This is a genomic window from Streptomyces sp. NPDC029216, assembly GCF_040648015.1.
In the GTDB taxonomy this organism is placed as follows: domain Bacteria; phylum Actinomycetota; class Actinomycetes; order Streptomycetales; family Streptomycetaceae; genus Streptomyces.
The window spans coordinates 1-21,180 of record NZ_JBEZWL010000005.1 but is presented as its reverse complement, the minus strand read 5'-3'; the positions used below and the strand labels follow the sequence as shown (position 1 = coordinate 21,180).

Here is a 21,180-nt window from a genome sequence, read left to right as displayed (position 1 = left end):
ACCATGACCAGCTGGACCGAGCAGGCCGCCGTCGTCCTGGAGAACGACCGGGTGCGGCTCACCCCGATCACCGGAGCCGACCGCGAGGGCATCCGGGCCGTGGCCATGGACCCCGGCATCTGGCGGTACTTCGTCGCCGCCGTCTCCACCGACGCCGAGTTCGAGGCCTTCTTCGACGCCAACCTCGCCGACCACGCCGCCGGCCGCCGCACCGTCTTCACCCTCACCGACAAGGAGAGCGGCCGCATCGCCGGCAGCATGAGCTTCGGCAACATGGCCGAGGCCGACCGCCGCCTGGAACTCGGCTGGTCCTGGCTCGGCCGCGACTTCCGCGGCCGCGGCGTCAACCACTGGGCCAAGGCCCTCCTGCTGGAGCACGCCTTCGAGGTGCTCGGCGCCGAACGCGCCGAGTTCAAGACCGACGTCCTCAACGTCCAGGCCCGCCGCGGCCTCGCCAACATCGGCGCCACCGAGGAAGGCGTCCTGCGCAGCTTCAACTACATGCCCGGCGGCCGCCGCCGCGACGCCGTCTTCTACAGCATCCTGCGCGCCGAATGGCCCACCGTCCGCGCCCACCTGGCGCGCGGCCCCAAGAAGGCCGTACCGGCATGAACGACCCCGGCATCACCCACATACGGGCCTCCGGCACCCCGTACGAGATCGGCCGCGCCCACGGCGCGGCCCTCGCCGCACCCCTGCGCGCCTTCCTCGACGACGGCCTGGCCCGCCTCAACCACCTCGTCCGGCGGCCCCTGACCCTCCCCGCCCTGCGCCCCGCCATCGCCGCCCACCGGCAGGCCGTCACCGCCTGCCTGCCCGACCTCGCCGAGGAGGTGGCCGGCCTGGCCGACGGCGCCGGGACCTCCGAGGACGAGGCCTGGCTGCTCCAGCTGCGCCGCGAGATCCTGGGCTACTCCAGGATCCGCACGGGCGGCGACTGCACCACCTACGCCCGCACCGGACCCGGAGCCGGACCGCCCGTCCTCGCCCAGACCGTCGACCTCAGCGGCGACCTCGACACCCACATCAGCGTCCTCGACATCGCCCGCGCCGGCACCGCCCGCCGCTCCCTGGTCCTCAGCTTCGCCGGCCTCCTCGGCTACCTCGGCCTCAACAGCGACGGCCTCGCCATCGGCCTCAACCTGGTCCTCGGCGGCACCTGGGGCCCGGGCGTCCCCCCGTACCTGGCCATCCGCCACCTCCTCGACACCGCCGCCGACACCGGCCAGGCCCTCAAACTCCTCGCCGACCTCCCCCTGGCCAGCTCCCGCTCCCTGATGCTCTGCGACCCCGAGCGGGCCCTGTACGTGGAACACCTCGACGGCGACCTCCGCGTCACCGAAGCCGCCGCCCCCGGCGCCCTCACCCACACCAACCACTACCTCCACCCGGACTTCGCGCCGGCCGACGAACTCAACGTCTTCGCCCGCAACTCCTCGCTGCGCCGCCTGCGCGCGGCCGGCGAGGGCCTCGCCGCGCTCCCCGCCGACGCCACCCCCGAGGACCACCTGGACCTCCTGTCCCGGCCGCCCCTGCGCGTCCCCGACCGCGGGGACATCCGGGCCGAACGCACGGTCGCCGCGGCCGTCATGCTCCCCGCGGCCGGCCGCCTCCACCTCCGCCCGGGCGACCCCGCACGCTCCCGCACCCGCGTCTTCGGCCTGTAGGCCGCGGCCGGGCCCGGGACCGGGGAGGGCCGTGCCAGAGAAAGGAGCACGATGGACGCATGGCTGGTCGACCTCGACCAGGTCGCCCCCCAAGACATCAGCGCGCACTACCCCGAGGGCCTGACCGAGGAGGAGCTGCGGCGCGGCGCCGAGTTCGTCCACGCCCGGGCGGCCCACCGCTTCTTCCGCGCCCGCCTCACCGTCCGCCGCCTGCTCGCCGAGCGGCTCGGGCTCGCCGCGCACGACCTGCGCATCCACTACGACCCGGCCGGCAAGCCCTACCTGCCCGACCAGCCCGGTACGCACGTCAGCTGGTCCCGCTCCGACGGGCTGCTGCTGCTCGGCGCCACCGAGACCGGGCCCGTCGGCGTGGACGTGGAACTGGTCCGCCCGGCCACCAGCAGCCTCGACGTGCTCACCTTCGTCTACCCCGGGGTCCCCGACGGGGTCGGCGCCGACACCTTCTTCCACGCCTGGACCCTGCTGGAGGCCGCCGTGAAGGCCACCGGGCGCGGTCTGACCGACGGCGCCCGGGAGGTGGACCTGGCGTTCGGGCCGGACGGGTCGGTCACCCTGCGCGGGATCACCGGGCACGGCGCCCTGCCCTGGCACGGGCACACCGCGCTCCAGCCCACCCGGCAGGACTGCCCCTGGGCGATGACCGCGTTCGTGTCCCGGGAGCTGCCCCCGGTCACCGTCCTGACCTGGCCGGACCGCGCCGGCGACCTCGTACGGTCACCGGCGCGGGCCTCGGACCGGCCCCCGTCCGAAGGGCTCAGGCCGCGCTGACCACCGCCGAACCGTCCGCGGCGATCGCCGAGAAACCCGTGTACGGGACCAGCGCGGGCGGCACGGCCACCGAGCCGTCCGCGCGCTGGTACTGCTCCAGGATCGCCACCAGCGTGCGGCCCACCGGCAGCGCAGACCCGTTGAGGGTGGCCGCGAAGGCCTTCCGCCCGTCCCGGCCGCGCACCCGGATGCCGGCCCGGCGGCCCTGGAAGTCACCGCAGTCGGAGCAGGAGGAGATCTCCCGGTAGGTCCCCTGGCCCGGCAGCCACACCTCGATGTCGTAGGTGCGCCGGGCCGCGAACCCGAGGTCCCCGGCCCGCAGTTCCACGACCCGGTGGGCCAGCCCCAGCCGCTGCAGGGCCGTCTCCGCGTGCCCGGTGAGCAGCTCCAGCTCCTCGGCGGCCCGGTCGGGGTGGCAGATCCGCACCAGCTCCACCTTCTCGAACTGGTGCAGCCGCACCAGCCCGCGCGTGTCCCGCCCGTACGAGCCCGCCTCCGCCCGGTAGCAGGGCGTGAACGCGGTCAGCGCGAGGGGCAGTTCGCCCTCCTGGAGGGTCTCGCCGCGGTACAGGTTGACCAGCGGCACCTCCGCCGTCGGGATCAGCAGCAGGTCCCGGTCGGCGGCGTTCGTCAGGAACAGGTCGTCCTCGAACTTCGGCAGCTGCCCGGTGCCGGTCATCGTCTCCCGGCTGACCAGGTGCGGCACCCCGTGCTCGGTGTAGCCGTGCTCGGTGGTGTGCAGGTCCAGCAGGAACGCGGCCAGCGCCCGCTCCAGCCGGGCCCCCGCCCCGCGGGTCACCGCGAAGCGCGAGCCCGACAGTTTGGCGGCGCGCACCGGGTCCAGGATGCCCAGGCGGGTGCCGACGTCCACGTGGTCGCGCGGGGCGAACTCGAAGCCGGGCACCTCCCCCCAGACCCGCCGCACCACCGGCGGGTCCTGATCGGTCCCGTCGGGGACGCCGGGGTGCGGCCGGTTGGGGACGGCCGGCAGCAGCGCGCCCAGCCCGTCCTCGGCCGCCTTCAGCTCCTCGGACACCGACCGCAGCCGCTCCCGGGCCTCCTGGAGCCGGGCCCGGGCGGCCGCGTCGGGCGGCCCGCCCACCTTCGCGGAGCGGTTCTGCTCGGCCCGCAGCTTGTCCCGCTCGGCGATGAGCCGGGCGCGCCGTTCGGTCAGGGTGCGCAGGGAGTCCCGGTCCAGGACGTAGCCGCGGCGGGCCAGATCGGCCTGGGCCTCGTCCTGGAGCAGGCTGTGCGGGTCGTGCATGACGGCTCCTCGGTCTCGTTACGGGATGTCCTGCGGGTCCGGTACGTCGTGCGCGGCGGTGGCGATGGCCCGGTACCGCTCGGGCGCGCGGGCCCGCAGCCAGGCGGCGTAGCCGAGCCCGCCGAGCGCGGCGGCGGCCATCAGCCACGGGATCCGGTTGACCCAGACGGAGTCGGTCCCGGTGACCAGCGCGAAGTTGTCCAGCAGCAGCCACAGCGCGCCCGCCAGCCCGGCCAGCGCCAGTACAGGGGCGAGCCGGGTCCGCCACCAGTGGGCGTCGGGGTGCCGGCGGAAGAAGAACAGGACGGCGACGGCCACCGCCGCCTGGAGGGCGACGATCCCCACGGTGCCCAGGGCCAGCATGGTCGTCGCCAGGGTGGTGTACGGGTGCGCGCCCGCGAGCGCGAACAGGCCGCAGACCACGGCCGTGGCCGCCGACAGCACCACGCTCGCCCGGTGCGGCGAGGCGTGCCGCGGGTGCACCCGTGCCAGCGACGCCGGCAGCACCCGCTCGCGGCCCAGGACGAACAGGTACCGGTTCGCGGCGGTGTGCAGCCCGAGCAGCGCCCCGAACAGGCTGGTGCACAGCAGGACCTGCATCACGCCCGTCGCGAAGCCGCCGAGGTAGTCGTCGGACAGCCGGAAGAACAGGTCGCCCAGCTGCTTCCCGGCGGTCTCCGCCACCCGGTCCGCGCCGATCGCCCCGACGGCCGCCCAGCTGATCAGCGCGAAGAACACGGTGATGAGCACGACGGACGCGTACGTGGCGACGGGCACGCTCCGCTTCGGGTCGCGGCTCTCCTCGCCGTAGAGCGCGGCCGCCTCGAAGCCCACGTACGAGATCAGCGCGAACATCAGCGCCACCCCGAGCCCCGGGGTGAGGACGGTGCCCGGCGCGAACGTGGCGGCGGGCAGGGTGTCCGTACCGTGCCGGACGCCGATGGCCAGCGCGAGCAGGCCCAGCACCGCCACCTCGGCGACCATCAGCACCGCCAGCAGCCGGGCGCTCAGGTCGATCCGCCGGTAGCCCATCACCGCCGTCAGGGCCAGCGCCCCGCCCGTCCACAGGGGCCAGGGCACCGGCAGCCCGTGGGCGGTGGAGACGAGCTCGGCGAAGTACCCGAAGGCCCCCGCCACGCCCGCCACGGCCGCCGTGTAGGCGACGACGGCCGTCAGCCCGCCCGCGACGGCCAGGGGCCGCCCGAGCCCCTGCCCGATGTACGTGTAGAAGCCGCCCGCGCCCACCACGTGCCGGCTCATCGCCGCGTACCCGACGGAGAAGCAGAGCAGTATCAGGCCGGCGAGGGCGAAGGTGGCGGGCACCCCCGCGCCGTTGCCGATGGCGTAGGCGAGGGGCACCGAGCCCACCACCCCGGACATGGGGGCCGCCGCCGCGACCACCAGGAACACGATCCGGGGGGTGGTCAGCGTCCGCCGCAGCCCGGGCTCGGGCGCGCCGGCCCGGGTTTCTCTGGCGGGAAGGGTGGAGGTCACCGGTTCACCTCGGGTGGGTGCGGATCAGGTCGACGGCCTCCGGGATGCCCATGTACGGCAGCCGCACCTCGGCCATGTCGTCCGTCCACCGCTCGGCGAGGTCGTAGCGCTCCTTCGGGGTGGTCTCCAGCAGCTTGCAGCCGGGGAACACCTCGTAGTCCTTGAGCAGCCCGGCGTGGGCGAACATGCCCTGCTGGAACAGCTCCTCGCGCTCCAGCACGAACTCCTCCGAGGGCAGCTCGTCCCACAGCTGCCGGCCGCGCCGGATCAGCTCGATCAGCCGGGGCCGGTACGAGGGGTTGCGCGCGAGGTGGTCGCGGACGATCGAGCTGCCGACGGTCAGGTGGCGGATCTCGTCGATGGACGCCCCGCGGGCGATCTCGGCGGCCGCCGGGTCGAGGAGGGTCCACTTGCGCTCGCTGAGCTCGGCGGCCGGCGCCAGCACCCCCTCGATGACGATGGTGAACACGGCGACCGCGCCGATGAAGTCGCCCTCGTCGCGCACGACGGTCGTGGCGAACTCGGCGATCGGGTTCAGCACCCGCCGGGTGTAGTCGGTGCCCTGCTCCCTGATGAACTCCAGCAGCCCCGCCTCGGGCACCCCGAGGTCCACCAGGTGCTTGCGGAAGATCATCGCGTGCCGGGCCTCGTCGACCACCTGGGTGGTGAAGAACTCCTGCTCGACGACGCCGGGCGCGCCGATGACGTAGTGGGACAGCACGTTCACGGCCCGGGACTCGGCCAGCGACCGGTTGCCCAGCTCCAGCACCAGCGCCTCGCGCAGCGGCCCCTCCTCGCGCATGTGCGCGGGGGTGACGGCGTCGTGCCCGGCCTCGGCCCGCCCCCGCAGGGTGCCCTGGGCGACGGCCGACAGCCAGTACCCCAGGTCGCACTCCTCGGCGGTCAGGGTCATCTCCTGGGCGCCGTCGAGCAGGTTGGGCGCGCGGTCCCAGTCGGCCTCGACGGGGATCTGCGGAAGGGTGGTCATGACACGACCTCACTGGGAGAAGCGGGAACGGACACGGAAACGGCGGGGGTGACGCAGGCGCTGTGCATGCGGCCGGCGAAGCTGAGCATCGGCGAGTCGACGGTGTGGGAGCCGCCCGTGACCTCGGCGAGGAGCATGTCGTGGTCGCCGACCTGGTGCCAGCCCAGGACCCGGCAGGCCATGTGGGCGAGGCTGCCGCCGATCAGCGGGGCCCCGGTCAGCGGGTCGGTGGACCAGTCGAAGCCGTCGAACTGGGCGTCGCCGAGCGGGCGCTGCGGGTTGGCGAAGCGGCGGGCGACGTCCTGCTGGGCCGAGCCGAGGACGTTCACCGAGAAACGGCCGGCCCGGCGGACCATCCCCGCGAACGTCGACGTGGGCCGCAGGCAGGCGCCCAGGACGAGCGGGTCCCGGGAGAGGGTGACCACCGCGCTGGCGGTGGTGCCGTGCCGGACGCCGTCACGGCTGACGGTCAGCACCGTCACGCTCGACGCCAGCCGGCGCAGCGCCAGGCGGGCCGCGTCCGGGTCCTCGTACCCCTCGGCCGACGCCGAGGGCGAACGGTCCGTCAGCCAGGCGTGGTAGCGGCTCACCGGTTCACCCCGACGGCCGGGGCGGTCGCGGCGATGGTCGCGCCGGTGTTCGTCGTGGCAGCCTCCTCGTACGGCAGCGGCACCGGGCCGTCGGTGGCCGAGCGGCGCCTGAGCATGGCCGTCACCTGGTGCACCAGCGGGGTGTCCTCCGGCTCGAAGGGCAGCCCGAACGGCTTGAGGAAGTTGCCGAAGACGCCGCGGTCGCCGAAGACGTGGAACGGCAGGGCCAGCAGCGCCCACTCGGGCCCGATCAGCCACATCCACAGCAGGCCCACGGCGGCCACGCTGAGCAGGCTGTGCATCGAGTTGTACAGGACGTAGAACGCCTTGTGGATCCGCCCGTCGGCGCTGCGCCGGTAGGCGATCGCGCCGGGGATGTAGCCGATCAGGTCGATGTAGAGGAACAGGCCGATCGCCGCGAACCAGTTGATGTCCAGGAAGTGCCACAGGATGAACCCGATCGTCACGGCGAACGCGACCAGGTACTCCAGGCGGTGCAGGTTGAAGGTGACCGGCGATTCCACCGGGTTCTTGATGTCCATGAAGGGTGTCCTCACTGCGGGCGGGCCGCACTACGGGATGCTGCCGGTACGTCAGGACAGGCGCAGCGGGCCGCCGGCGAACCAGCCGGCCAGCTCCGCGGCCACGCTGGCGCGCGACGGCGGGTGGAAGGCCAGGGCGCGGACCGCGGAGGCCAGGTAGGCCACGTCACCCGAACGGATGTAGGCCATCCCGCCGAGCATCTCGACGGCCTGGTCGACGGTCTGGGAGAGCAGGTCCTGGGTGGCGTAGCGGGCGGTGAGCACCGCCGCCACCGCCTCGTCGCCCTCGGTGCCGTCCTCCAGGGAGCGGGCCGCGCCCTCCACGAGGGAGACCGCCGCGTCCATCCGTACCGCCAGCTGCGCCCGCTCCGGGGCGCTGCCCCGCCCGCCGGCCAGGACCTGGGCGACCAGCGCGGACGCGGCGCCGACGTACGAGGAGGTGGCGAGGAGCTCGAACCAGGTGAACCCGGCCGTCTGCAGGTCGTCGAGCCGCTCGGCGTCCTCGGGGGTGCTGTGGATGACGAGGTCCTCGGGGACCTCCACGTCGGTGAGCCGGACCTCGTGGCTCTGCGAGGCGGCCAGTACCGGGGTGGCCCAGAACGGCCGGGTCGTCACGCCGGGGGAGGAGGCCGGGATCAGCATCAGCGCCAGCGCCGAGCGCCCGTCCTCCTCCGTCACCTGCACGCTCGCCGTCAGCACGTCCATCGAACCGGAGAGGCTGCACGGCTTCTTCGCACCGTTGACCCGGTAGCCGCCGCGGGTGCGCTCCGCGACGACCGACGGCGCCAGGATGTTCTGGTCGGTCCGCCCCTCCGCCCAGCCGGACGCCAGCAGCAGCCCGTCCGGGGCCACCGCGGACATCAGCTTCAGCTGGGCCGGGGTCAGCCGGCCGGTGACCTCCGCCAGCCGGAACAGCATCGCCACCGTGAAGTGGTGCATGGTCGTGGCCACGCCCAGGGACGGCGAGACGGAGGCGATCGCCCGCTGCACCCGGACCGCCTCCAGCGGGCCGGCTGCGGCGCCGCCGTACGCGGCCGGCACGAGCAGCCCGGGACCGCCGTGCTTGCGGTACAGCTCCAGCACCGGGCTGTCCGCGCCCTCCCGGGCCGTGAGCGGCAGCTCTTCGAGTGCGTCGAGAAGACCTGCGTGGAATTGCTCGCAGATCCCGCGCGCTGTCGTCAGGGAACGCATCGCCGTGTTCTCCTCGGGCTCTCTCGGATTTCCCGTCCGGACCACCGGGGATTCCCGGAGATCCGAAAGTCAATATGCGAATGAAAGTCTTCCAGCCACCATCTGACTGAGGCCTGACGCACATCTGACCAGCGTTTTCGCCTGACTCTGTCCTGACGGACGGCTGACCGGGGGCGGGAGTGGGGCTTGTGGGCCCCGGCGGGCCGTGCCATAAGTAGCGGGAGTGCTGCCGCGAGAATGGATTTCACATGACCGGAACGATTCTGGAGACGGATGTCGCGCTCGACGCCATCCGGCAGTACGCGGACGCCGGAAATCCGAGCGCCTATTTCGCCTTCAGTGACGGGAACAGCTATTTCCGGCTCCCGGACGTGCCCGGGGTGATCGTCTACCGGCCCGTCGGCCGCTACCTGGTCCAGTTCGGCGGCCCGTTCGCCCCCTTCGCCCCCGCCGGCCCGGACGGCCCCCGGGCCCGGCTGCTGGCGGGCTTCACCGCCTTCGCGGCCGGGCAGGGCCGCGAGATCGTGTCCGTCCAGCTCCAGGGCGCGGACGCCGACGTCTACGTCGACCAGGGCTTCACCGTGAACCAGATGGGCGCCTCGTACGCCGTCGACCTGGAGACCTTCACCCTGGCCGGCACCAGGTTCATGCAGCTCCGCAACAAGATCTCCCGCGCGCTGCGCAGCGGCCTGGAGATCAAGGAGGTCGCGTACGAGGACCACGCCGACCAGATCGCCGAACTCGACACCGCCTGGCTCTCCACCAAGGGCGAGGGCGTCAAACCGCTGGAGTTCCTCGTCGGCCAGACCGGAGGCCGCTACCAGCACCTGCGCCGGCTCTTCGCCGCCGTCCGCGACGGCGAGCTGATCGGCTACGTCTCCTACGCCCCGGTGTACGGGCCGCAGCCCGGCTGGATGCACGACCTCAGCCGCCGCCGGCCCGACTCCCCGCCCGGGGTGATGGAAGCCCTCAACAAGGCCGCGATCGACGTGTTCACGGCCGAGGGGACCCGCTGGCTGCACTTCGGCTTCACCCCCTTCACCTCCCTGACGGCCCCGCAGTTCCCGGGCCACAGCCTCGGCTTCCACTGGTTCATGGAGCACCTCTGGGAGCACGGCGCGCACATCTACCCGGCGCGCACGCAGCTGGAGTACAAGCAGAAGTGGGCGCCCTCCGCCGTGCTGCCGGAGTACATCGCCTTCCAGCACGGCGCGAGCCTGCCCGCGCTGGTCCACGTCTTCCGCGCCTGCAACGCGGTCTGAGAGGGAGGTCCTCCGTGATGCCGTCCGAGGAGATCGAGACCCAGGGCCTGCTGGTCGTGGACCGCTTCCAGGCCTGCGCGGCCGCCCCCGACGACCTGGAGGCCGCCCGCCTCTGCGACGCGGACCTGGCCCGCCTGGACGAACTGCTGCGCGCGGCAGGGGAGTAGCGGACGCGCGCAAGGGCCCCGCCGGCACGGCCGGTGGGGCCCTTCCGCGTGCGCGCGGACAGCAGAGGAGGGGGCGGCGGGGAGGTTCCCCACCACCCCCTCGGGCGGTGTCAGCGCAGCGCCGGGCGGGTGCTGATCAGGGTGCCCGCCGGGCCGCGGACCAGCATCGGGCGGCGGCGGAGGGCCGGTTCGGGGCCGGCGGGCCGGGACACGTGGCCGACCAGGAGGTCCTGGACCACCGGGCCGCTGGGGCCCGCCACCAGCTCGTGGCGCGCGTGCGCGACCGTACGCCGGTCGAACAGCAGCCCCTGCCCCGGCTCCAGCGCCGCCTCCGGCAGCGGCCCGGTCCGGCCGGCGCCGTACAGCCGGGACCGGGCCGTCCCCGCCCCGGCCCGTCCCGCCACCGCCACGAGGCCGAACCCGGCGCCGCCCCCGCCCTCCGGCCCGGGCAGCCGTACCGGGACCACCGCCCCGGCCGGCGCCACCGTCCGCACCAGGTGCAGCTCGATCAGCCAGTCCGCGTGGACGTCGAGCCACGGCCCGCCGAGGGCGCGCCGCAGCAGCGCCGCGAGCCCCGCCTCCAGCCGCCGGTCGGCCCCGTCGTAGGGGACGTCGTACGGCACTTCGTACGAGGGGACGGGCAGGAAGAGCCAGTCGTCGTCCGCCGTCCACGACATCCGCAGCCGCACGACGCGGTACGGGGCCTCCTGGAAGCCGGCCGCGACCGCTCCCGGCACGGGATCCAGCGCGACGAGCGCGAAGCCGTGCTCCCGCAGGGACACGGCGGATCAGCCCGCGGCGACGGGCGTGCGCTCGACGGAGAGCCGGGCCAGGTCCAGGCGCTCGTCGAGGTGGCGGGCGGAGGAGTTGGCGCGCCACAGCGCGCCGCGGGCGATGCCCCTGCGCATGTAGGCGGTGTCGGCGCTCGGGATGACCACGTTGTGGAACCAGCCCGCCGCGTGCTGCGAGTCGATGGTGATGTGCAGCCGGTGGTAGGTGATCCCGACCTCGGGGAGGCCGAGGCGCTCCCAGGCGCGGACGACGTTGCGGAACCGGTCGGGGGCCAGCCACTCGGTCATGCCGAGGAAACCGACCGCCTCCGGGTACAGGTGCCGGTAGCGGCACAGCAGCACCGCGAGGTTGCCGGAGTGCAGGTCGGTGGTGGTCATCGCGGCTTCGAGGTCCTCGTCGCGGACGTCGAAGACCTCGTAGATCTTGTTGAAGAGGTGGGTGTGCACGGCCTCGGGGTCGCCGTTGCCCATCTCGTCCCAGTAGTTGGCGGCGATCTCCATCTTGCTGGCGCCGGCCGTGCCGATCTGCATCATCGCGAGGAAGTCGTCGAAGCGGCCGTCGATCAGCGACTCCTGGATGACGTACGTGCGCAGGTCCTCCTCCCGCGCCTCGCGGTTGATGAACTCGGTGTAGTAGGGGTGCTTGAAGGCCCGGTGCCCCCGTACGAGGCCCTTGAGCCAGGACAGGAACGGCTTGGGCTCGGTGGGCGCGGACTCCAGCAGGCCGGGCTCCAGGTGGCCGTCCTCGGCGGCCAGGGTGGCGTTCTCCAGCAGCCGGGTGACCTCGTGCAGCAGCACCGAGCCCTCGGCGCTCGGCCGGTCCGGGATCTGCATCACGGTCTGGTAGATGCGCGAGAGCAGGAGCTGCTGGTGGTAGTGGGCGTCCTCGCGGCCGGGGCCGGCGACGGCCGCGGCGTTCAGGTCGGTGACGGCCTCGACGATACGGGCGCGCTCGCCCAGGAACTTGGCGTCGATCTCGTCGGCGTCGACGGTCAGCCAGGACGAGATCTCGTCCACGAGCGCGGCGGCGTCCGTCCTGCGGAGCACGGGAACGGTGTGGTGGTCGCTGCTGGGCAACTGCGTCTCCATGTCTGTCGGGGTCGCTCGGGAAAGCGACGCCTGTATCGGGTCGCGCCGGGCTGTGGGAAGGAAAGGTGCGCATCCGGCGACGGGACGCTCGGACGGAAGGGGCCGGAAGGGGCCGGAAGGGGCCGGATACGGTCGTCCGCGGGTCCGGGAGGACGGCACGCGGGCGCTGGGACGCCCTGCCGGGCGGGTCCGGCCGCCGCATGCCAAAGACACGCGCACCCCTGGTACCGGATCGGGATGCGCGTGCCTGGGATGAGCACCTGCGGAGAGGGCAGGATTCGAACCTGCGTGGGCAGAGCCCGTCCGGCGAAGAGCCGGACCCCATTCGGCCGCTTTGGGTACCTCTCCTTCGGCCTTTCTCGTGCCATCAGCTTGGCACGTTGCGGCTGACGGGCGGCTGATGGATATCTGAGACGGGAATTCCGCCGGCGCTCCGGCGGTCAGGGGCCCATCAGCGCCCCCTGGGATAGTGAAGGCGATCGAGTTGATTCGCCACTTCACCTCACCAGGTACAGGGGAGTTCCCGTGAGCGCCGAGACCGCCAAAATCGCCGTTTCCCGTCTCTACAACGACGAGAACGGCGAATCGCATTTCATCGACGAGACGCTGGAGGTGACGGCCCTCAATTTCGCCCCGCCCGCGCCGTCGCTCTTCGTCTCCGAGGGCGTGCCGGCCAAGCAGGCCGTGTACCTCTACATCCCGGCCGGGTGGTTCGGCGACTTCCACCCGGCGCCGCGCCGCCAGATCATGACCCTGGTCAGCGGCAAGATGGAGTGCGGCGTCAGTGACGGCACCTGGCGCACGTTCGTGCCCGGCAACACGCAGCTGGTCGAGGACACGAAGGGCAAGGGGCACGCCACCAAGGCCCTGGAGGACTGCGTGATGATCGTCTCCCAGCTCGCCGACTGACGCAGCGTCACCACACGTGAAGGGCCCGGGCCTTGAAGGCCCGGGCCCCTTCCTTCTTCCCGGCGGTCAGCCCTTGACGTAGCCGAAGCTCTCGGCGAGCTTGCCGCCCTCCAGGCGGTGCACGTTCACCCCGCGCACGAAGTCCTTCGGGCCGCCGCCCCAGCGCAGCGTCCAGCGGCAGACGGAGCGCTCGCCGGCCACCCAGACGTCCTCCACCTCGAAGGTCATGTGCTCGTTGCCCGCGATCGCGGTCCAGAACTGGAGGCATTCGTCATAACCGACGTGCTTGGTCCCGTCGGGGGCCGGGCCGGAGTTCTCCAGCCGGCAGTTCTCGGCGAGGATGTCCTTCAGCAGGCCGGGGTCGTGCAGCTGGAATGCCTGGTTGAACTGTTCGATAACCTTGCGCGTCTGCTCGTCGGACATCGGAACTCCTCAAGTCTCATGACTCTCACGGATGGTGGACCGTCGGTCCGGCCGGACCGGGCCGGGGCCACAGGAGAAAGTAATACAGTCCAACGGCTTCCTGTCCAAGCCTTTGGAAGTTCCGGCCATTTGAGTCAGTCGCACGTCAGTGCCCGCCGCCTAGCTTTGTACTATGACCACAGCAGACAGTGCGCCTCTCGCATTGGCCTATCAGCAGGCCATCGAATATCTGGCGGGCCTCGCCGATCGGCCGGTGGGTGCCACTGCCGGCTCCGAACAATTGCTGAAAATGTTCGGTGGCCCGCTGCCCGCCGGGCCGGCCGACCCGACCGAGACCATCGAGGTCCTCGGCCGCGCCGTCGCCGAGGGCGGCATCCCCACCGCCAACGGCCCCCGCTACTTCGGCTACGTCACCGGCGGCACCCTGCCCGTCGCGATCGCCACCGACTGGCTCGTGGCGGCCTACGACCAGACCGCCAGCCTCTACAACCTCTCCCCGGCCATCGCCGTGGCCGAGGACGTCGCCGCCCAGTGGGTCCTGGAGCTGCTGGGCCTGCCCGCGCACGCCTCCGTCGGCTTCCCCACCGGCTGCACCATGGCCCACCTGACCTCCCTCGCGGCCGCCCGCCACAAACTCCTCGCGGAGGCCGGCTGGGACGTGGAGCGCGAGGGCCTGGGCGGCGCGCCCGACGTGGCCATCGTCGCCGGCGCCCAGCACCACATGACCATCGACCTCGCCGCCCGCTACCTCGGCTTCGGCACCGCCCGGATCCGCAACGTCCCCGTGGACGACAGGGGCCGCATGATCCCCGCCGAACTGGAGGCGACCCTCTCCGGACTCGACGGGCCGGTCATCGTCTGCGCGCAGATCGGCGACGTCAACTCCGGCGCCATCGACCCCGTCGGCGAGATCTGCGACATCGCGCACCGCTACGGGGCCTGGGTGCACGTCGACGGCGCCTTCGGCCTGTGGGCCGCGGCCAGCCCGAAGCTCCGCCCCCTCGTCGACGGCGTGGAACGGGCCGACTCCTGGGCCCTGGACGCCCACAAGTGGCTCAACGTCCCCTACGACTGCGGCATCGTCGTCATCGCCCACCCCGAGGCCCACCGCGCGGCCATGCTCAACGAACGGGCCGGCTACCTCCCCCCGGGCACCGACGGCGAACGCGACGCCATCGAATGGGTCCCCGACTTCTCCCGCCGCGCCCGCAGCCTCCCCGTCTGGGCCGCGCTCCGCTCCCTGGGCCGCACCGGCGTCGCCGACCTGGTCGAACGCTGCTGCGCACACGTCCGGCGCTTCGCCGAGCAACTCTCCGGCGTTCCCGGGGTCGAACTCCTCAACGACGTGGTCCTGAACCAGCTCCTGGTCCGCTTCGGCGACGACGACGAGACGACCCGGCGCGTCATCGCCCGCATCCAGCGCAGCGGCACGTGCTGGTTCGGCGGCACCCTCTGGGAGGGCCGCGCCGCGATGCGCGTCTCGGTGGTCAACTGGCGCACGACCGAGGAGGACGTGGACCGCAGCATCGAGGTCATCCTGCAGGCCCTCGCGGAAGAACGACCCACGGCCTGATCCCCCTGGCCACCTCCCCACCCCGCCCCGGCCGGACCCGACGCCACGGGTCCGTTCGGGGTGGCCGGACTGCCCCGGCCGTGCGCTGCCCGACCGGTCACCCTGATGACGCCGGTCGCTCGTTCAGGCACGCCATTCGCACATGGGCGCCGTCTCCACCCGCTGGAAAGCTGAGCCACGTCGGTGGAGGACAGCGGTGGCCCGCTCGGCGGGGCTCCGCGCGCTGAAGCGAGGGGACCATGGCTGTTGCGGAGGGCCGGCCTGCGGAGCCGACGGGCTATGCCGCCCGGATCATGGCGGTGCTGGCGGCAGACCCCGACCGGCCCGCCGTGCACTGGCGTGGACGGGCCGTCACGGCGGGGGAGTTCGCCAGGTCAGTGGCCGGCGCGATCCGCGCCCTGCGCGCACTCGGTGCCGGCCCCGGGAGCGTGGTCGGCTGCCTGGTCGCGCCCAACAGCCCGGACATGCTCACCGCGCGCTACGCGGCTCACCTCCTGGGCGCCGCCGTCTGCTACCTGCGGTCCACCAATCCCGGTTCGACCACTCCCGTGCTCTCCGTCGACGCGCAGCTGAGGGTCCTGCGGGACACGTCGGCCGACGTGCTGTTCACGGACGCCGAGAACGCCGGGCGCGCGCAGGCGCTGGCCGAGCGGGCGGGCGGCGGCCTCCGGGTCACCGGTTTCGGCGTCGCGGGGACCGGAGCCGTGCAGGCCACCCCCGCGGAGACGCCCGACCTGGAAGCGCCCGGGCCGTGGGACCCGCGGGCACTCGCCGTGATCTCGTTCACCAGTGGAACCACCGGGCGTCCCAAGGGGATCCGCGTCTCGATACGGGCCTGGGACAGCGTCGTCAGCGCGACGGCCGCATCGGTCACCGAAGCCGACCCGCGGATCCTCGTCACCACCCCGCTGAGCCATACGGCCGGGCCGATGGCCGACGCGGTTCTCGCCGCCGGCGGAACCGTTTTCCTGCACGAGGAATTCGAACCGGCGAAGGCCCTGCGGGCCGTGGCCGAGCACCACATCACCCGGACCTTCATGGCCACGCCCCACCTGTACCTGGCGACGGACCGGGCACGCGCCCATCCCGCCGACCTGTCCTCGCTGCGGCAGCTGATCTACAGCGGCTGCGCCGCGGCACCGGCGAGGATCGCGGAGGCCGCAACCGTGTTCGGGCCCGTACTGGTGCAGGGCTACGGAACCACCGAGGGCGGCCGGATCGCCCTGCTCGACCCCGGTGAGCACCTGGACCCGCACCTGCGGTCCACGGTGGGCCGTCCCTTCCCGGAGGTCGAGGTCAAGGTGTGCGACCCCCAGTCCGGTGAGGAGCTGGCCGCCGGCGTGGCCGGCGAGGTGTGGGTGCGCTCACCCCACGTGATGGACGGGTACCTGGGCGACCCCGAGCTCACTGCCCGGGTCCTGCACGACGGGTGGTACCTCACGGGTGACATCGGCAGCCTCGACGAGCGGGGCTACCTGCACCTCGTGGACCGGGTCGCGGACATGGTCAAGACCGGCGGCGTCAAGGTCTACCCGGCCGTGGTGGAACGGGAGATCGCCGCCCTGCCGGGCATCGCGCACGTGGCCGTCTACGGCGTCCGCGACGCGGACAACATCGAGCACGTCCACGCCGCGATCGTGCCGAGACCCGGAGCGCGGATCAGCCCCGACACGGTCCGTTCCCACATCGGCGCGACCCTTTCCGCCACCCACGCCCCCGAGGAGATCCGGTTCCTCGCGGAGCTGCCGCTCAACGACTCGGGCAAGCCGGACAAACGACGGCTTCGCCTGCTCGGCTCAACCGGTCAAGGACCACGCACGATCCCTCTCGCCCCGGTCCCGTCGGATGCCTCGAAGGCCCAACGGCCGTAATCAGAAAGAGAGTTCGCACAGTGACCCAGCATCTGGACTTCTTCTCGACCGAGATGACGGAGTTCGCCGACCACAGGCGCGACTTCCTGGAGATCGGCCGCCGCGCCGGGCGCTTCCCCAGCGCGACGGCGCGCACCGAGGCCGATGGGCCGGACCGTGAGATCAGCGTCTGGTGCAGCAACGACTACCTGGGCATGGGGCAGAACCCCGCGGTGCTGGAAGCGATGAAGACCGCGCTCGACGCCTTCGGCGCGGGCTCCGGCGGTTCCCGCAACATCGGCGGCACCAACTACGTCCACGTCCTGCTGGAGAAGGAACTCGCTGCGCTGCACGGCAAGGAAGCAGCCCTGATCTTCAGCTCCGGCTACACCGCGAACGACGGCGCCCTGACGGTCCTCGCCGGCCGGATGCCCGACACGCTGGTCTTCTCGGACGCGCTGAACCACGCCTCGATCATCGACGGTCTGCGCCACAGCGGTGCCGAGAAGCGCATCTTCCGCCACAACGACATGGCGCACCTGGAGGAGCTGCTCGCCGCGGCCGACCCGGCGCGGCCCAAGATGATCGTCCTGGAGTCGGTCTACTCGATGTCCGGCGACATAGCGCCGCTCCGCGACGTCGTCGACCTCGCCAAGCGCTACGGCGCGACCACGTTCATCGACGAGGTGCACGCCGTCGGCATGTACGGGCCGGAGGGGGCCGGCATCGCCGCCCGCGAGGGGATCGCGGACGAGTTCACCGTCATCATGGGGACGCTGGCCAAGGGCTACGGCACGGCCGGCGGCTACATCGCCGGTCCCGCTCCGCTGATCGAAGCGGTGCGCAGCTTCTCGCGCTCCTTCATCTTCACCACCTCCCTGCCGCCGGCGCTGGCCGCGGGCGCGCTCGCCGCCGTCCGCCACCTGCGCTCCCACGACGACGAGCGGCTGCGGCTCAAGGACAACGCGCAGCTGCTGCACCGCCTCCTCGACGAGCGGAGCATCCCGTACGTCTCGCCGATGTCCCACATCATCTCCGTCTTCGTCGGCGACGACGGGCTCTGCAGGAAGGCGTCCGCCCTGCTGCTCGAACGCCACGGCATCTACGTGCAGGCGATCAACGCGCCCAGCGTCCGCGCCGGCGAGGAGATCCTCCGGGTCGCCCCCTCGGCCACGCACACCTCCGCCGACGTCGAGAAGTTCGCCGAGGCGCTCGACGGCATCTGGCAGGAACTGGGCATTCCCCGGAAGCGGGTCGCGCAGGACCTGTGACCTGTGACCTGTGACCCCCGGAGCACCCCTGACCTCGCGTCCGGGGTGCTCCGTCGTAACCGCCATCCACGAGCGGAGGCTTCATGTCCCTGTCGGTAGCGGCCATACTCGCCGAGTCGGCGGCCCGGCGCCCGGACCATCCGGCCGTCGTCTTCGGGACCGAGGAACTGACGTACGCCCACCTCTGGCTCAGGGCCAGGAAGTACGCGTCGGCCCTGGCCGGTCTGGGCGTCGGCCCCGGCGACCGGGTCGCGCTGCTGATGGGCAACTCGCCCGAGTTCCCCGTGGCCTACTTCGGTGCGCTGGCCCTGGGCGCGGTGGTGGTGCCCGTACACGCGCTGCTCAAGGCGTCCGAGATCGACTACGTGCTGCGCGACAGCGGCGCCACGGCCCTGATCTGTGCCGGGCCGCTGCTGGTGGAGGGGCAGCAGGGAGCCGAGGCCGCCGGAGTGCGGCTGTTCACGGTCCTGGCGGACGACGGCGCGGGCGCGCCGCGTCTCGACGTCCTCGCCGGGCGGGCCGCCCCGATCGACCACTACGCGCTCCGCGAGCCGGGTGACCTGGCGGTGGTCCTCTACACGTCCGGGACCACCGGCCGCCCCAAGGGCGCCATGCTGACGCATCTCAACATCACCATGAACGTCGACGTCGGCATGCTCTCCCCGTTCGACTTCCGGGCCGACGACGTCCTGCTCGGCTGCCTGCCGCTGTTCCACACCTTCGGGCAGATCTGCGGGATGAACACCTGCTTCCGGGCCGGCGCCACCATGGTGCTCATGGAGCGGTTCGAAGCCGGGCGCGCTCTGGAGCTGATGACGGAGCACCGGTGCTCGGTGTTCATGGGCGTTCCCACGATGTACATCTCGCTCCTCGAAGCGGCCGCGCGGGACTGCCGCCGGCCGCCGCTCGACCGGGCCTTCTCCGGCGGCTCGGCGCTCCCGGTCAAGGTCCTGGACGAGTTCCAGCGGGTCTTCGGCTGCAGCATCTACGAGGGATACGGCCTCACGGAGACCTCCCCTGTGGTCGCGTACAACCAGAAGGCCTGGCCGTGCAGGCCGGGCACGGTGGGGAAGCCCGTCTGGGGGGTCGACGTCGAGATCGCCAGGGCCGATCTGGAGGGCCGGATCGAACTGCTGCCGGCGGGCAGCGTGGGCGAGATCGTCATCCGCGGCCACAACGTGATGGCCGGGTACCTCAACCGGCCGGAGGCCACCGCCGAGGTACTGGTGGACGGTTGGTTCCGGTCCGGCGATCTCGGCGTGAAGGACGGGGACGGCTACCTGTCCGTCGTCGACAGGAAGAAGGACATGGTCGTGCGGGGCGGGTACAACGTGTACCCCCGCGAGATCGAGGAAGTGCTCGTGCACCACCCGGCCGTCGCGCAGGTCGCCGTCGTCGGAGTGCCGCACGAGGTCCACGGCGAGGAGGTCTGCGCCGTGGTGGTGGTGCGGCCGGGCCACCGGCCCGGGGCGGGGCTGGGCGAACGGATCGTGGCCTGGAGCAGGGAGCGGCTCGCCGCGTACAAGTACCCGCGCCGGGTCGAGTTCGTCGACGCCTTTCCGCTGGGTCCCAGCGGAAAGGTCCTCAAGCGGGAGCTGACGGCCCTTCTGGGCCGCTGAGGCCGATTTACACAACACGTGTTGCACAAGCGACATGTGTCGTGGAAATATCGGTGCGGTAAGAACCTTCGGAAAGGGAGAGGCACCCATGAGCAAGGACAATGCGGCGCCGCCGGCGGCCGCGGCCGACTCCGAGCGCATCGGCCCGGATCTGTGGTGGCTCGCCGGCATCCTGGTGCTGGGAGGCTTCGCCACCCTGTTGGACAGCACGATCGTCAACGTCGCGGTCGGCACGCTCGCCAAGGAGTTCGAGGCCGGCCTGTCCGCCGTCCAGTGGTCGGTGACCGGCTACCTGCTGGCGCTCTGCGTGACCATCCCGCTCAGCGGATGGGCGGTGGAGCGCTTCGGGGCCAAACAGACCTGGCTGTTCTCCCAGGTGGTGTTCCTCGCCGGTTCGCTGGCCGCCGGACTGTCGTGGTCGGTCGAGAGCCTGATCGTCTTCCGGGTGCTCCAGGGCGTCGGCGGCGGCCTGGTCATGCCGGTCGGCCAGTCGCTGCTGGCCCAGGCGGCGGGCACCAACCGGCTCGGCCGGCTGATGGGCATCGTCTCGATCCCCGCGATGTTCGCCCCGGTCGTCGGACCGACGCTCGGCGGAGTCGTCATCGACCACATCGGCTGGCGGTGGATCTTCTTCCTCAACCTGCCCCTCGGCCTCGCGACCATCCTGCTGTCCCTCGCGAAGATCAGCAACGTGGTGGCCCCGGGCAAGTCCCGCCTCGACGTCCTCGGCCTCGTCCTGCTCGCACCCGGTCTCGGCGCCTTCCTCTACGGCCTGTCCGAGGTGGGCGCGGAAGGCGGCCTCGGCAACGGGGGGACCCTCGCCGGGCTCATCGTCGGCGCGGTACTGATCGCGGCCTTCTGCGTGCACGCGCTGCGCGTCCGGTCCGCTCCGCTGATGGACCTGCGGCTGCTCAAGGAACGCAATTTCAGGAGCGGCACGTCGGCCACCTTCTTCCTCAGCATGGCCATGTTCGGCGTGATGATCCCGCTGCCGCTGTACTTCCAGATCGTCCGCGGGGCGGACGTCATGGAGTCCGGCCTCCTGCTGATGCCGCAGAGCATCGGCTACTTCCTGGCCATCGTGCTCGTCGGCAAGCTCACGGCCGCGCTCGGACCCCGCGCGGTGACCATCCTGGGCGTGGTCCTGGCGGCAGTCGCCACCATTCCGTTCGGGCTGATCTCGGCCGACAGCAGCAAGGTCCTGCTGTGCGCCTCCATGGTCGTGCGCGGCTTCGGGTTCGGCGCGGCCATGCTGCCGTGCATGACCACCGCCTACTCGGGCCTGCAGCCCGCGTCGGTGCCGCACGCGACCAGCGCCTTCAACATCTTCCAGCGGATCGGTGCCTCCCTGGGCACCGCCGCGCTCGCCGTCGTGCTCCAGCAGGGGGCGACGGACGAACTGGCCGGCCGGGCCCTGAAGCTGACCCAGGTCGCGCCCGGCGGCGACATCGCCCACTCGCTGGCGGGGGCCTTCTCGGCCACCTTCTGGTGGGCCCTGGGACTGACCGTCCTCGCGCTCCTGCCGTGCGTCGCCCTGCCCGGCCGTACGCCGCGCAGCGCGTCCGCTCCTGCCTCCCAGAACGTGCCGGTGGGCGAACCCGCCGTCTGATCCGGTACAGGCTCGGGCCCGGCATGCGCGCGCATGCCGGGGCCCGGCGGGTGGTTTGGGGGGGCGGGGGGGGCGGGGGGGGCCGGGGGGGC

General features: G+C 72.4%; 20 protein-coding genes and 1 tRNA gene. 11 read left to right on the top strand and 10 right to left on the bottom strand.

Features of this window, described 5'->3' with window-relative positions:
• The first annotated feature begins 3 nt into the window (after window positions 1-3).
• The 3 genes from AB0F18_RS03340 to AB0F18_RS03330 are packed head-to-tail and all read left to right on the top strand — an operon-like array spanning window position 4 to window position 2,456.
• A complete protein-coding gene (locus AB0F18_RS03340; protein WP_362054447.1) occupies window positions 4-612 on the top strand; it encodes a GNAT family N-acetyltransferase in 609 nt (202 codons plus the stop codon).
• A complete protein-coding gene (locus AB0F18_RS03335; protein WP_362054445.1) occupies window positions 609-1,667 on the top strand; it encodes a C45 family peptidase in 1,059 nt (352 codons plus the stop codon). The genes AB0F18_RS03340 and AB0F18_RS03335 overlap by 4 nt, the downstream gene beginning before the upstream one ends.
• Window positions 1,668-1,718: 51 nt before the next feature.
• Window positions 1,719-2,456, top strand: a complete 738-nt coding sequence (locus tag AB0F18_RS03330; protein WP_362054442.1) for a 4'-phosphopantetheinyl transferase superfamily protein — start codon at window positions 1,719-1,721, stop codon at window positions 2,454-2,456.
• On the opposite strand, the gene serS is transcribed toward AB0F18_RS03330, so the two are convergent.
• The 6 genes from serS to AB0F18_RS03300 are packed head-to-tail and all read right to left on the bottom strand — an operon-like array spanning window position 2,443 to window position 8,525.
• On the bottom strand, window positions 2,443-3,720 hold the full coding sequence (gene serS, locus AB0F18_RS03325; protein ID WP_362054439.1) for a serine--tRNA ligase: 1,278 nt from the start codon (window positions 3,718-3,720) through the stop codon (window positions 2,443-2,445). The two genes, AB0F18_RS03330 and serS, sit on opposite strands and share 14 nt — an antisense overlap.
• Window positions 3,721-3,738: 18 nt before the next feature.
• Window positions 3,739-5,214, bottom strand: coding sequence for an APC family permease (locus AB0F18_RS03320; protein ID WP_362054436.1), 1,476 nt, complete (start codon window positions 5,212-5,214; stop codon window positions 3,739-3,741).
• A 4-nt stretch (window positions 5,215-5,218) separates the two neighbouring features.
• On the bottom strand, window positions 5,219-6,202 hold the full coding sequence (locus AB0F18_RS03315; RefSeq protein ID WP_362054433.1) for a VlmB-like protein: 984 nt from the start codon (window positions 6,200-6,202) through the stop codon (window positions 5,219-5,221).
• Window positions 6,199-6,792, bottom strand: coding sequence for a flavin reductase family protein (locus AB0F18_RS03310; RefSeq protein ID WP_362054430.1), 594 nt, complete (start codon window positions 6,790-6,792; stop codon window positions 6,199-6,201). Before AB0F18_RS03310 ends, AB0F18_RS03315 begins: the two co-directional genes overlap by 4 nt.
• Window positions 6,789-7,334, bottom strand: coding sequence for a hypothetical protein (locus AB0F18_RS03305; RefSeq protein WP_362054427.1), 546 nt, complete (start codon window positions 7,332-7,334; stop codon window positions 6,789-6,791). The genes AB0F18_RS03310 and AB0F18_RS03305 overlap by 4 nt, the downstream gene beginning before the upstream one ends.
• 51 nt (window positions 7,335-7,385) lie before the next feature.
• Window positions 7,386-8,525 (bottom strand): acyl-CoA dehydrogenase family protein, encoded by a 1,140-nt coding sequence (locus AB0F18_RS03300; protein ID WP_362054424.1) that lies wholly within the window; start codon window positions 8,523-8,525, stop codon window positions 7,386-7,388.
• A gap of 248 nt (window positions 8,526-8,773) precedes the next feature.
• Between AB0F18_RS03300 and AB0F18_RS03295 the strand changes: the two genes are divergently transcribed.
• Together AB0F18_RS03295 and AB0F18_RS03290 are read left to right on the top strand one after the other, a co-directional pair.
• On the top strand, window positions 8,774-9,787 hold the full coding sequence (locus AB0F18_RS03295) for a DUF2156 domain-containing protein (protein WP_362054421.1): 1,014 nt from the start codon (window positions 8,774-8,776) through the stop codon (window positions 9,785-9,787).
• A 14-nt stretch (window positions 9,788-9,801) separates the two neighbouring features.
• Window positions 9,802-9,954, top strand: a complete 153-nt coding sequence (locus AB0F18_RS03290) for a hypothetical protein (protein WP_362054754.1) — start codon at window positions 9,802-9,804, stop codon at window positions 9,952-9,954.
• A gap of 110 nt (window positions 9,955-10,064) precedes the next feature.
• On the opposite strand, the gene AB0F18_RS03285 is transcribed toward AB0F18_RS03290, so the two are convergent.
• The 3 genes from AB0F18_RS03285 to AB0F18_RS03275 form a co-directional block, all read right to left on the bottom strand.
• The gene (locus tag AB0F18_RS03285; protein ID WP_362054418.1) at window positions 10,065-10,736 is read right to left on the bottom strand and encodes a hypothetical protein; all 672 of its coding nucleotides are present in this window, start codon (window positions 10,734-10,736) and stop codon (window positions 10,065-10,067) included.
• A gap of 6 nt (window positions 10,737-10,742) precedes the next feature.
• Window positions 10,743-11,834, bottom strand: coding sequence for an iron-containing redox enzyme family protein (locus AB0F18_RS03280; protein ID WP_362054415.1), 1,092 nt, complete (start codon window positions 11,832-11,834; stop codon window positions 10,743-10,745).
• Between the two features lie 263 nt (window positions 11,835-12,097).
• Window positions 12,098-12,182, bottom strand: a tRNA-Lys gene (locus tag AB0F18_RS03275).
• A gap of 177 nt (window positions 12,183-12,359) precedes the next feature.
• Here AB0F18_RS03275 and AB0F18_RS03270 point away from each other — a divergent pair.
• Window positions 12,360-12,743, top strand: a complete 384-nt coding sequence (locus tag AB0F18_RS03270; protein ID WP_362054412.1) for a hypothetical protein — start codon at window positions 12,360-12,362, stop codon at window positions 12,741-12,743.
• 66 nt (window positions 12,744-12,809) lie between these two features.
• Here AB0F18_RS03270 and AB0F18_RS03265 read toward each other — a convergent pair whose 3' ends face one another.
• On the bottom strand, window positions 12,810-13,166 hold the full coding sequence (locus tag AB0F18_RS03265; RefSeq protein WP_362054410.1) for a nuclear transport factor 2 family protein: 357 nt from the start codon (window positions 13,164-13,166) through the stop codon (window positions 12,810-12,812).
• A gap of 289 nt (window positions 13,167-13,455) precedes the next feature.
• Between AB0F18_RS03265 and AB0F18_RS03260 the strand changes: the two genes are divergently transcribed.
• The 5 genes from AB0F18_RS03260 (at window position 13,456) to AB0F18_RS03240 (ending at window position 21,088) form a co-directional block, all read left to right on the top strand.
• Entirely contained in the window at window positions 13,456-14,739 is a 1,284-nt protein-coding gene (locus AB0F18_RS03260) for an aminotransferase class V-fold PLP-dependent enzyme (RefSeq protein ID WP_362054407.1), read from the top strand.
• A 239-nt stretch (window positions 14,740-14,978) separates the two neighbouring features.
• A complete protein-coding gene (locus AB0F18_RS03255; protein WP_362054404.1) occupies window positions 14,979-16,610 on the top strand; it encodes an AMP-binding protein in 1,632 nt (543 codons plus the stop codon).
• Window positions 16,611-16,663: 53 nt separating this feature from the next.
• Complete coding sequence (gene hemA / locus AB0F18_RS03250; protein ID WP_362054739.1) at window positions 16,664-17,860, top strand: 5-aminolevulinate synthase; 1,197 nt, start codon at window positions 16,664-16,666, stop codon at window positions 17,858-17,860.
• A gap of 83 nt (window positions 17,861-17,943) precedes the next feature.
• Window positions 17,944-19,479 carry a long-chain fatty acid--CoA ligase gene (locus tag AB0F18_RS03245; RefSeq protein ID WP_362054401.1) on the top strand — a complete coding sequence of 512 codons (1,536 nt, stop codon included), beginning with the start codon at window positions 17,944-17,946 and terminating at the stop codon, window positions 19,477-19,479.
• An 88-nt stretch (window positions 19,480-19,567) separates the two neighbouring features.
• On the top strand, window positions 19,568-21,088 hold the full coding sequence (locus tag AB0F18_RS03240; RefSeq protein ID WP_362054398.1) for an MDR family MFS transporter: 1,521 nt from the start codon (window positions 19,568-19,570) through the stop codon (window positions 21,086-21,088).
• Window positions 21,089-21,180: the final 92 nt, after the last annotated feature.